Source organism: Paenibacillus sp. NMA1017, assembly GCF_058895805.1.
The window spans coordinates 384,086-396,481 of the sequence record NZ_JBZXYR010000003.1 but is presented as its reverse complement, the minus strand read 5'-3'; the positions used below and the strand labels follow the sequence as shown (position 1 = coordinate 396,481).

The window sequence follows — 12,396 nt, the reverse complement described above, 5'->3', positions numbered from 1 at the left end:
CACATTAAATTAAAAATAGCATGTTAGGGGAATGTTGCGTAAATGAACACAATCCTTAAATGTTGCACAGTTCTCATCATAATATTAACCATTCTGGGCGGTTGTGGTTTTTCTACCGCTCAAGAGGAAGAGATAGTGGAGTCTGCTACTACTGTCAGTATTAAATACATTAAAACTCACTATAATACGGATTTCGTATTAAAAAATTACACTATTGAAGAGAACAGTGTCTTTGCAAGAGTACATCTTTACGGCTATATAAAAGGAAACGATACAGACTTAATTAGGATATCCTATGACTTGGACTCAAAAGAAATCGTCAATGTTACGGGACCGGATTGGTTTATTGATAGTAGGGTTATAGATAAGAATGCACCTTATTCCTAAGAAAGCGTATAGCATATTTAGCTCAATTTTAAGGAGAATGTTTCAACTTGAAAAAGAAACAACTATGGCTTTTTGTCCTTATATCACTTGTCATTCTGATAGGAGTTTTCTATTACATGCAGTACGCATCGAATGCCAAAAAAGAAGAAATCGTTCGGACAGGCATACCTATTGGAAAAGAGTACATTAAGGAATACTATAGGGCAGATTTCATATTTAAGAGTTATGACTATATAGGTAGCTATGTTAATAACACGATTTATCTAATCGGCTATATAAAAGGACATGAAGATCACTCGATATCCATCGCTTACGATTTTAAAAAAAAGGAAGTCCTAGATGTATTAGGACCTGCTTGGTTCATCGATAGTAGGAATCCTAAAAAGAATTAGAATATTGAACCATGATTGCAGAAAAGGCTCTCTAGGAGCCTTTTTCAGTCGTCGTTAGTCATATTTACCATTTTTCACCTTTGGCACTATGCTGAGTTACATGAATAAAAGGATATTCGCCTTTGCTTATTTTACGTTTCCATTCTTGAATCATATCTTCTTGGGTCGGCGGTTTCTCATTCACGATTGCTCCTGTAGTTACTTTAGCCATGCTTTCCCCTTCTCTTGGTGGTTTTATTTACTGCGTCTTTATCTTTTCTCCAGTCATTTTGATGTTGCCATCCATTTCTACCAAACTCGTTTTACATTTTAAACCGATAGCATCCTTCGCGGTGACTTGTATTGTGTTACCCGCATTGAATACTAAGTTTCCATCGGCCTTAACGCGTATGTCCTTTTTACTCCGCAGTTCAATTCCATGGTCATCCAGCAGTCGAATCACCACTTCATCGTCGTTCCCCGTGATTAAAATTTCATTTTTCTCAAATATTATGGCTTTGCGGTACTTGGTCATAAAGATCTTCGTCGACGGGTCCTTAATAAAGTCACCGCCTTTGGATCTCTTGCGGATCGAGTGAGTTACAATGGCGTCCTTTTCTTTAGAGGTCGGAAAGGAGATATCTACAAAGTCAAACAACTCTGGCATGCAGTACCATCCCGTATTCCCTTCCGATGTATAAAATGTAGCCGTTGGAAAAGCGAAGGTTTCCTTGATGTTCGGCTTGACCTTATCCATTTCATAAAAGAAAACCTTCACATGATCCTGTTCAATTCCAATAACCTTGGACTTCAACGAGATGCCACGAATGCTCTCATTTAAAATTAAATCCTGCTTCATTCCATCCGCTGTCGTCAGCACATATTCATGCCACAGGACACTATGCCGTATAAACGCAACAGACTTCAGGACGTATAAGGTTTTCCCTTTGAATTTAACCTCTGCGCCAATATGCAACAGAATATCTTTGGCCCCAGTCGTCTGCACTTTATAATATAAAAGATTGTCGTCCTTGCTGGCCCCTGGCTTGGCTTTTCTGGTCATCGAGTAGTTATATTGCTTTAGCTCTCCTTGATTCACACCATCCGGTAATCCAAAATAAAACTGGGGTTTTTCTCCAATCGGATCAGGTATCAATCCCCAACCAAGCCGAGACGCTATACGTTTCAGAAACGACCAGTCCGTTTCGTCGAATTGCATCGTAAATTCCTGTAAAAGCTGATCTTTTAAGCGGCTCGTACAATTGGCTTTGGGATAGGATTTGAGTACATGTTCAAGTAATGCCTGCACCTTCATCTTTACATTTTGAAAGGATTGTCTATGAAGCACTTCATCCAGCTGGCTTGTATAGGAGAGGGCTTCGACGACCAAATAGGCTACATTGGACACCAACTTGATTCTGAACTGCGTGACTAATCCCCTAAATAATACACTCTGCTTTTGATCATCATTCACATAAGAAACGACTAACTTCGCCCCTGCTTCCATATGATCTGTGTACTCTTCCATTTGGGCACCCGTTAACACACCTGTCAAAAAGACTTTCACATGCTCATTCATTTTCTGTACAACTTTAACTTTCGGATTTTTAAGAGATAAAACCGTTCCATTATACTTGATGATTGGATATCCCATGTTACCGCTCCTCTTTGTCGGTTAGTTTACGTTAATCCGTTGTTTGCTAACGTATTGAACGACATCTTTAATGGTTTGATTATGTCCCTGATCGTTGAGAGCCTGATCCAATGCAGGGAGCGTGGTAAAGGTTTTATTTTTCTTCTGAAAATATATGTCCGCTATAGGGAATTGATCAACTCTACCAGGTCCATGAATCCCGTTGTCAACATCGGCAATGATGATAACATCCTTCAATCCATCCTTATTCACATCCTTGAAGGCCACTGCTTCTACTCCTCCGTAACGTGCAACCCACTCACGGTTCCCGTAGAAATTGGGGAATGGATAAAGAATATGTCCTTGGTCATCCAATAGGAAGAAAAAGAATTTACGAAAACCTTCCGGATACCCATATGTGGATACAAACCGAACTTTTCCAAAACCTTCGAGAGTAGTGTGAAAAGACTGCGACTCTTCAACTTCATATTGGTCGGTATCCAATTTTTCACCGCCAACTGTAAAAACAGAATGATCCTCAACAGAACTTAGCTCACTCCATAGTTCCTCATTCCGCCTAATATTCTCTGGAATTTGTGCAAAACGAATCTCATACTCCGCATGGTCCCCTACCACATGAGCCACAGGAATACTAATTCCTAATGAATCACTTGTGAGGTAACTAAACGATTCCATTCCTGCTTCCACAGGTGATCCTTCGGGCACATCCGCGCTTGCTAATGCTAGAATTAAATCGTCTTGAGTAAGATTACCAAGTAAATCTTTTTGTTCTGGCTCTACAGCTGAGAATTTCCCGCTTCTTATAAGATCAATAAAAGGTTTCTCGATCTTTACTAGATCATTCAATCTTAATATTGAAGCCTGCTTCATATCCAAGTTGGTCGTATAGAAAATATGATTAGGATAGGCTGCATCCTTCACATAGCGAATACCCATATATTGAACGCTCAAGAATCGTTCACTTTGTCGTTTGATCTCATAATCAATTTCGACACGGACTCCAGAATTGGAATCCGCATAATCGTGTAATCCTTCTAAAGCTTCGGTCTTAAGAATTTGATTTAAAGATTTTTGCTTTGCAATATCCTTGAGTTTTGTAATTTGAGGGTATTTAATCACGATCCCATTTTTTGAATATTCCTCTTGAATGAGTTCATAGCTTTGCCGTTCACTATGAGTATTCAAGGCGGTGCTATATTCGGAATCAATACGGACTTCTCCACTTTTGGAGAACTCAATGATAAGGTTTTGTTCAGAATCATCACTGTTTATGAAGAAACCATCACCGTGGTCTAAAACTCCGATACTCATGCTATCATGTTGTCGATTCTCAAAAATGATAGGCTCATTCATATCCTTGTTCAGTTCCCACGCATCCGGGAGCTTCATCTTACCTACATCTATACTTTTCTGCGTCCACTTTTGTCCAGACAACTCCCACAATTCAACAAATACGGGATCTGGATGATAGATGGAGACATGCCCCCCTAACCACAACTGTATTCCTTGGTCTGAATCTCGAACCACGAAGTCTGTAGTCAATTCTGGCCCGCCATCCTCAATCATCTGGGCATGTACAAGTTGCTTAGTACTCCACCACTGAATAAATGTGTATTTGTCTCCGATCGTACCTGTCACCGTTTTAGGTGCTCTATAATTCATAACCCTAACGTTTAGCTGCCCACTTTTTAACGGAAACGATTCTGTTAAGATAGTGAGATTATTATCGAACTTTTCTACTAATTCTCCATCCTTCATCTCTACACTTTTAGGCTCGTTTAACAACAAATTAAGTTCCTGTGTGAACTCCTCAAGCTTATTTTGTCTGGTATCATCATCCTTATTTTCATCGTTGATTATATGAAGTTTTTGCAATAACGCATCCAAATTTTCCGAATAGGAAACCGTTTTATCGTCATTTTGGAGAGAAAGCGTATGATTTTTTTCTGCTGTTGGAGAATCCTGTCCCTTCGTACATCCGTTCATTACTAAAAAGGAAATTAGTAGTAACAGCGCGCAACAGATTCGCCTATGCTTCAAGTAACTCATGCTAGATATCACGCTTTCTACAATTTATCGTTCATCTCTATACTCATAATCTTCCACTTGCCTGACTGCTTTTCTAACGTAAATACAAGTCCTTGGTTTGATTCCTTTTCTTCTGAGCTACTCTTTACCAAAAATACCCGTTGATCAGCCTCATTAGCAATCTCTTTTACATTCAGATCTAATCCCGTATAGTCCATAGCGGAAAAATCTATGATGCTTCCAAAATTATTTTTTGGACTTGCTGACAAGGTAGTGAATTCCGCTATTTCAGGCAAGTGTATAAAGAAGCGATTCATTAGATAATGATCCTCCAAATAATTTTGAATAATATCTTTGGGAACCGCGGGATATACAAATTTTTTATTTTCATTCTCATATAGCACTTTTGTTTTTTCTGGTCCGGTACTGTCAAATTTTTGATATGTTATTATCGTATGTTTCTGAGTATCCTGAAAACGGTAGTAACTCACATCCTCAAAAACACCATCTTTATTAATGTCCTCTAGCTTCCTGCTCCCTTGCCCTGTTGCTTCTGGATAATTGTAATTCAGATTGTTAATTCGGTTATCGTCTAAAGAAAATATAGAGAATCCTTCGGCTTCATCCACTTCGCTAGTGGAATATACTACGATAAACTTTTGATCTGTTTGATCCAGCTTCATAATTTTCATGTCTGTATTAAGATGTGTAACCATAACTGGGTCCTCTAATTTACCAATGATGTGATAGCCAGCATCCTCCCGGACTACAAATATGTTGTCAAACTCCCCCTTTTCTAATCCAAAAGCAAGCACATATTCGGGCTTTCCATCAAGGTCCAAATCTGCTTTTAATATTTTCTGAAGCTGCTCATTTGGGGGTTGGATTTTCTTTATAAACTGATCTAATGTGTTAGAATCTTTGGCGTAATTTTCATTTCTTTTATTAATCGGATTCACAATATTGCTATTTCGATCTTGTTTCTGAGCAGCAGACTCTGGCTCAGTCACAACTTTTTGCTCTATCACTTGAGTGCTAGGCTTGATGGGATCAACTGCTTGCTGCTTCTCATTCGTAGGTTGTTCAGAACATCCATTCAATAGCAGACTAAATAACAATATTAAAAATAGTATTTTATTTTGTTTTATAAAGTTGATTTCAAAAAACTCCCTTTTCACATTGTTCATTGAACGTTTATTCGTTGTTTGCTTACGTATTGAATGACATTTTGAAGTGTTCGGTTATGTCCAGTTTGATTGATACTCTTATCCAACTCAGGCAGGGTAGTGTACGTATTGTCCTTTTTCTGAAAGTATATCCCCGCGACAGGTAGAGTCTCTATTCCGTGTGCATTAACTCCGGTGATATAATCAGCAATAATAACAATATCCGTACGTCCATCCTGATTCAAATCCTTAAAACTTACTGCTTTGATCCTATCAATCATTTTACCGTTGTTACCATAAAATTCAGGGAATTCGTACAGGATCTTGTTTTCCACATTTTTGTCACTGTTAACTTCCAAAAAAAACTTTGCTTGAATCAGATCATTTGTTTCCTCATCTTTTAATGTAGATACAAATCTTACTTTTCCCCAGCCATTGAGAGTAGTGGTAAAAGATTGTCCTTCTTGAATAGTATATGGTTCTAGATCAGGGTCGGGCTGAGCATCTTCTTCTACATAATCAGCGCTATGTTGCTGTCTTATGGATTTCTCCATGTTATATTCTATGAAAATATTATTTACTTTTTCCGTTTTAGTATCCCACTGAATCCTCAAATGTAAGCCATTCTTGGAGTAAAGCAGACTCCCATTTGTTACAATACTCGGTTTGCCGTAGAGCTGTAGTACTTTGCCAAGTGTATCACCGATTTTCAAGCCTCTTTTCGTTTTAAACTTGGGATTCTCCAAACTCACGGCTACTAAATAGCTTTCACCATCCACCAGTTCCTCCCCTTCAAGTTCAATCTTAGATAAAACTACAAATCTTATTTCTGGCTCCTCATAGTTAGGATAGGACAGACTCCATCTTCTATATGTTCCATTCCCACTATTATATCCTCTATTGTTAGCTTCAAATCCTTCACTGTAACCCCACTTATGGATAAGTTCTTTAATATCCGTATTCTTATCAATCTTATGTGATCGATATGAGACTTCAAAGTCCCCGTCCTGAAGGGACTCCGGATTGGCAGATGCAATATTCTGGGCTTTTTCGACTTTTTCACCTCGATAGTTCCCTGTGCTCTCTTCTTTGACGCTAACTGTTTTCTCATTTTTATAATTATTAATACTTGTAGAACCGCACGCAGCTACTCCAAAAATCATTACAAGCATTATAATGAAATAACCGTAACTTGGTTTGTACACTTATTCTCCTCATTTCGAATTGTGATTTATCTTTTACCGACGATACTCCACTCATTCGTATCATTTTTTCTGCTATCGTTACCATTTTGGGTAGGTTTAAATTTAAAATTAGGAAGCTTAATACCTTCGGATGCAGCAATTTTCTGAGTTACACTTTTATCAAGACTCAACAGATATTGTTCATAGTTAGAAGCTTCATTCCCACTAAAGGTATTGTATATTTTCCGCACATTCTCACCCCAACGGTTATCGCTAGCGTATATGCCACATTCAACTCGCTTAGATTTCATTCTAAGAATCGGCGTGAACCAATTACAGTATTGAAAAACGTCTCCTTTGCCTGTAATACCACTCAATTTATTGTTTTTTACTACTGCTTGCCTAAATTCCTGACCATAATATATATAGCCCAATATTTTACCAAATATTAAGCTATTGGCTTTCATCAAATCTTTGGCATAATTAGTTTCAGCACCATGCTCACCATCGGCCGCCCTATTTGTACTACTAGTGTTAAAACTGCCAGTTCCTTCCTGAATAATAATTGCTAACAAAAAACGGGGATCAATCTGAATATCATATGTTTCTTGTATCTTCTTTGTAGCTTCCCACAAACCATGCAACTTTTCCTGATTCCATTTCATTTTGGTGAAATTTAATGAGCGCCTTTTGAATGTTTTTTCAGCTTCAGAACTACCGTTATATTGAAACTCAGCAGGTATCCATTTTCCAGCCGGAGTCTTTACGCTCGTTTTTGTAGAATCATCTTTCGATTCGGTGGTAACGGGTACTTCCGGTGATGCTTTAGTACTCGTATCGATCAAACCTAGCTTCTCGCGAATAGCTCGTCCCGCTTTCTCAGCAGCTAACTTTCCCATGATATCTCCACTTGCCTCTGCAGTCATCCAACGAACGGTTTCTTTTTGCATCTGCTCCTGTGCCCACTTGGGTATCGTCGCCATTTCGCGGAGCTTGCTACGAAGTCCTTCTGCCAGCTTTTGCGCTTTATGCATACCAACCTCGTCGCCATTTGCTTGAGCAATATACCAATCTTCTTTGTATTTACGCATCCAGGTTTGGGCCCAGTCGGGGTAATTTAGTTTTTGTTTTTTCTGTTCTGCTGCAAGATCAAATGCCTGTGCTTTCCTGTGTGCATTAGCAGTTGCTAAAGCTTTCAACATAGGGGTCGCACCAAACGTTGGCTCTTTCCATTTCATAGGCTATCTCCCTTTTGTAAGAATGCTAGAAAAGCCGTAAATCAGATATACATGTATCCTGATATTTTGTTCCACGTTCAACCGACAAAATCGTAAGTTTAACAAATGAGGTATGAATAGGCTCTTTAAATTTCTTACGTGTGTTAAAATCATTCATTTCTAGAGAGGAACCAACTGAGAATTCCAGTTTTAGTTTTTGAACTCTGTTATTCTCTCGATAACTTTTCTCAGATTTAGCATATCCGTTAATCAACTCGATCCCCTTTACCTTCTGTAATGACCCCAGATCTAACAGTATAGTTTCTCCTTCCCCGTTGCCCTTCACGCCTTCACACCATGCAGTAGATGTATCTCTATCCAACAGATTTTTGGCATTATAAGTCTGCGTGCCTTTACTTGCTAGACTGGATGAAGCTTTAATTCGATTCACTTTTATTTCACTATCATATTTAGAAAAATCATTAGCAGTATAAAACCACTGCACAGGTGTTGCCATATTCCCATCAACTATAGTGATAGATGCGGCTTTACTTTCTAAACCTGTATTTATATTCAGTTTATAATTAGACGGCGAGTCTAACTTCTCAAACCATAACTCCGACCTATCACGAGACATTAAAGGTCGTCCCATCCCTTTGCCTAAAAGGTGCTCCTCTCCATTATTTAAATTTAACAAGTACGTTTTATTTACAGACATGGAGTCAATAGAATAGATTAATTGATTCTTCTGAGCCCATTGGTTGACTATCGCCATACCAGAATCGATATGGATTTTCTTAAGGATTCTATAATCTGCTACATCAAATACAACAATGTTCTGCTGGCTGTCAGTAAAACAAAACTGGGCACTGTCTGGTGAAAATTGTCCTTGATGAATATCGTCTACATCTATAGAACTTCCATCTAATTGAATAGCTGTTGATTGATTAGTTAACGTGTCATATATATACGCTTTATCTTTATCCTCATATAAATATTTGGTTAAATCAGGCGAAATTACTGGATGGTTGTAAGGCAACTTAAATTCATTTATTTTGTTACCCGAATCTAAATCATAGATCTGTATTAATAGTCTCGCTTCTTCAAATAAATCTAATACGAATGCGATTTGATTCCCATCATCTGTGATTCTCCCTACACTTATATAGGAATCTCGATATTTCTCTTTATCCTCCTTCGACTGTAGGAGACTAATCAGTTTCTCGGCACTTAAGAACCGTTCAACTTTTGCACCTTCCAACTGAACTAAAAATGCTGCTGGATCTTCTTTGCCTTCTTCTATCGTTAAAGCCCATTCTTTCTTTCTATTCTCTTTAGCAAGCTCCGTTTTATCATTTTTATCAGATGATTTCACCACTTCTGAGGCCACATCCACCGTTTTCGAAGAAAAGGCAGTAGGGTCTTTGGCAAAAGCATTACACGCTACTAATACGATTAAAAAAATAATTATTAATATGTTTCTAATAATCTTCACTTTAATCTATCCTTCCGATCAAGAATAGCTAGTCCTTTTATATCATTAGGATCATTTCCCAATGAGTCCTCTATCACACCTACTGAAATAAGAAATCTTACATACTCATCTTTATGGACTGTAATACAACCTGTCGAAGTCGCTCTACCTACAGTATCGTTATTGTTGCCTTTGTGTATATTTATTCCATCTGCAGTACAATCCTTTTTTTGACTTCCCTTGGTAGCAGGAACTATTCCACCATTTCGAATACGCAAAGCAGGATAAGTATGCCGATGTCTTCCCCCTAGAAATTCATAAACTCCATCTTTAACAGTTTTATCCTTGCTCTCGTAATCTGGAAGCGTACTAGCATTTTTACTTGTGTACTTAATCTCGCCGTCTATCACCACAATAGCCATCGCTCCATACCGACCTTCTGGATGATCGAGTTGTTTGTGACTATAAGAGCCATCTCCTTCAAAGAAAAACACAAGGGGTGCCTTACGGTTTGAAGACAGTTTCTTTTGAATGATACTGTTATTGGTGTAATCGTTTATTCTGTACAGAGCTCGAGCCTGATTGCCTTTTATGCCCTTACTACTTATATAGTTTTCGATCTTTTTCACCGCTACCAATCCATCTTTATAATCATCAGGATTTAATGGCTTCGGTTCCTCCTTCGTTGGCTTTTCAGGAGTAGTCAGCGGCTTCTTGCCCGGTTCCGTTTTCGTTGTTGTCGTTGCTGGAACTGTTGGCGTTGCAGCCTTATTAACTTTAGGCCATGGAAGAATGCCATTGGCTACTTGATGCAGGTACACTGCGAGCACATCACGGCCATATCCCTTATTTTCCAGGCCGTATTTTTTCGCAAAATCATGCAGTGCAGCGTTAAGCTCCTTATCCCAATCGCCTGTAGTCGGCAGCTTATACGAGAAGCTATCCGGATATTTCTTGGCAAGCTTGTTCAAATTCTCCCTGGCAAGTTGGCTGTTTACGCCATACTTACTCCGCAAGGCGGCTGCTTCCTTGGCTAGAGCCTTTTGATCGGCTACGGTCAGCTTATGGGCCGCATCTGCGTATTGCCCGGACAGTTCCTCCAGCCGATTCGCATCCAGATAGGATTTGGCTGAATGACCACGAATCAGCTCGTTGATTAGCACGTTGTCACGCAGCTGGTTGGCGAGAAGATGCATCTGCTTTTGCTTGGCCTTGTCATTTGCGCCGTGCGCTTCCCACCATTGGGACGTGTATTCATGCATTTGCGCTCTGGCCCAGGCAGGCATACGATCTATTTCTGCCACCTGCTGACGCAATTGCTTGGCCTTGGCTGCTGCTTCCTTGGCCCCTTTTTTGTCCCCGGCTGCCACGGCCTTGTAGTAGTCCGTTTTATATTGAAGCAGCAAATCCTGCACCCATTGCGGATATCCCTTCCCCTTTAATTCTTGAATCAGGGATTTATAGGCTTTCAAATCTGCATCAGGCACCTGATTTTTCATGAGCTTACTAGCCTTGATATGAAGCGTTCCATCGGTTCGGATATAGCTGGTTTTGCACGTCAAAGATATTTCGCGAGTAGCGGTCATCTGTACCTTTTTGCCATGCAGCACCAAGTCTGTATCGGCGTGAAAGGTAAGATCGTGATGACTATACACGTGAATACCGGAAGCTGGATTCAAGCGTACAAGTATCTTTTCTTTTTGGGTGGAAAGTGCCACTTCTTTGTCGTCGAATCTCGCCACTTTTTGAGTTTTGGTATGAAATAGCTTTCTTGACGGCTTGCTGATTTCATCTCCTTTGTAGTCTCTCTTACGCAGAGATTGAACTACACGAGCTTCCTTTTCTTTGTTAGATGGAAAATACAAATGGACATGATCCCCAAGCTCAGGCATGCAATGCCAACCGATTCCATCCCCGGTGTACATCGTCGGGTAAGAAAACCAGCACCCCTCAACTTTGGGCTGCATAGAATCCACGGACAAGTGAAGTTTAACGGATTCGTTTTCACCATCTAACTCAATGACTTTCCCTTCAATAGAGGTGCCTTTGATTAACGGGTTATGTATAACCTCCCTCGGAATACCTGCTTCCGGAACGAGAATGTAGCCATATGTCATAATGCCTTGCTTCATCTCTGCATGAATCTGATCAATAACCCAATGCTTTCGTCGAAACACGACGACGTCTCCAAGTTCAAAACGCTTCGTATCCTCCACTTCAACATATGTATATTCTGGACTAGACTTTGTTTTTTGGAGGGAAAAGTTAATGCTGTGCAGTTCACCTTTCACCTGTTCTTTTGAGGCACCTAACCATAGTCTCGGGAACACGGACGTAATCTCGGCAATCAGTCCAGTTTGCAGATGAGAGGCCATTCTTTTTAGAAACTCCCAGTCACTCTCCCCATACTGAATAGTAAAGCCATCTAACTTTTTATTGCTGTCCGTCAGTTCAATAAAATCCCCATGTGGATAGGCATCTATGAGTTCGCGGAATAGTTGATAATATGTCAATTTGCCGTTTTGAAACGAACGGTTTTTCCGTTGTTGATCCATCAGATATGTAAAAGAGGCAGCCTCGATGTACATGTGATATACGCCATTTTTGAATGCAATTCTAATATTGGTGACGATTCCTTTAAAAATGCTAACTGTCCCTCTGCCTTCATCCATCTCATATACCTCTAGCACATCCTCATCATGCGCTAAACCGTCATACTTCGCATGATCCTCATCCGGTATGAGAGCAGTAATGTACACCTTGCCGTGCTCATTTATCTTCTGTGTCAATTCAAAATCAAGCAGCCTGATAATTTCATACGGTGCATTTACTTTAATATTTCCATAAGTCAGCACAGTTCCTGCCAGTCCCATCTTACTTCCCCCGGTTGCTTTTCATGTGATGCAAATCCTACA

Annotated in this window: 10 protein-coding genes; 2 read left to right on the top strand and 8 right to left on the bottom strand. The window is 39.6% G+C overall.

The features are described 5' to 3' along the window. Positions 1 to 42 precede the first annotated feature (42 nt). Together AC5ELV_RS10520 and AC5ELV_RS10515 are read left to right on the top strand one after the other, a co-directional pair. On the top strand, positions 43 to 387 hold the full coding sequence (locus AC5ELV_RS10520; protein ID WP_493430137.1) for a hypothetical protein: 345 nt from the start codon (positions 43 to 45) through the stop codon (positions 385 to 387). 47 nt (positions 388 to 434) lie between these two features. Further along, the gene (locus AC5ELV_RS10515; RefSeq protein ID WP_493430136.1) at positions 435 to 779 is read left to right on the top strand and encodes a hypothetical protein; all 345 of its coding nucleotides are present in this window, start codon (positions 435 to 437) and stop codon (positions 777 to 779) included. 64 nt (positions 780 to 843) lie between these two features. On the opposite strand, the gene AC5ELV_RS10510 is transcribed toward AC5ELV_RS10515, so the two are convergent. From AC5ELV_RS10510 to AC5ELV_RS10475, 8 genes are read right to left on the bottom strand one after another with little or no spacing between them, the layout of a single operon-like run. Beyond that, a complete protein-coding gene (locus tag AC5ELV_RS10510) occupies positions 844 to 990 on the bottom strand; it encodes a hypothetical protein (protein WP_493430135.1) in 147 nt (48 codons plus the stop codon). A 27-nt stretch (positions 991 to 1,017) separates the two neighbouring features. Next, the gene (locus tag AC5ELV_RS10505) at positions 1,018 to 2,412 is read right to left on the bottom strand and encodes a hypothetical protein (RefSeq protein ID WP_493430134.1); all 1,395 of its coding nucleotides are present in this window, start codon (positions 2,410 to 2,412) and stop codon (positions 1,018 to 1,020) included. A 21-nt stretch (positions 2,413 to 2,433) separates the two neighbouring features. Further along, positions 2,434 to 4,461 carry a polysaccharide deacetylase family protein gene (locus tag AC5ELV_RS10500; RefSeq protein WP_493430133.1) on the bottom strand — a complete coding sequence of 676 codons (2,028 nt, stop codon included), beginning with the start codon at positions 4,459 to 4,461 and terminating at the stop codon, positions 2,434 to 2,436. A 17-nt stretch (positions 4,462 to 4,478) separates the two neighbouring features. Further along, positions 4,479 to 5,627: a hypothetical protein gene (locus AC5ELV_RS10495; protein WP_493430132.1), complete on the bottom strand. Its 1,149-nt coding sequence runs from the start codon at positions 5,625 to 5,627 to the stop codon at positions 4,479 to 4,481. Further along, positions 5,624 to 6,811, bottom strand: coding sequence for a hypothetical protein (locus tag AC5ELV_RS10490; RefSeq protein ID WP_493430131.1), 1,188 nt, complete (start codon positions 6,809 to 6,811; stop codon positions 5,624 to 5,626). Before AC5ELV_RS10490 ends, AC5ELV_RS10495 begins: the two co-directional genes overlap by 4 nt. A gap of 26 nt (positions 6,812 to 6,837) precedes the next feature. Beyond that, positions 6,838 to 8,028 carry a hypothetical protein gene (locus AC5ELV_RS10485; RefSeq protein ID WP_493430130.1) on the bottom strand — a complete coding sequence of 397 codons (1,191 nt, stop codon included), beginning with the start codon at positions 8,026 to 8,028 and terminating at the stop codon, positions 6,838 to 6,840. Between the two features lie 25 nt (positions 8,029 to 8,053). Then, positions 8,054 to 9,502, bottom strand: a complete 1,449-nt coding sequence (locus tag AC5ELV_RS10480) for a discoidin domain-containing protein (RefSeq protein WP_493430129.1) — start codon at positions 9,500 to 9,502, stop codon at positions 8,054 to 8,056. Beyond that, a complete protein-coding gene (locus AC5ELV_RS10475; protein WP_493430128.1) occupies positions 9,499 to 12,354 on the bottom strand; it encodes a phage baseplate assembly protein V in 2,856 nt (951 codons plus the stop codon). Before AC5ELV_RS10475 ends, AC5ELV_RS10480 begins: the two co-directional genes overlap by 4 nt. Positions 12,355 to 12,396 lie beyond the last annotated feature (42 nt).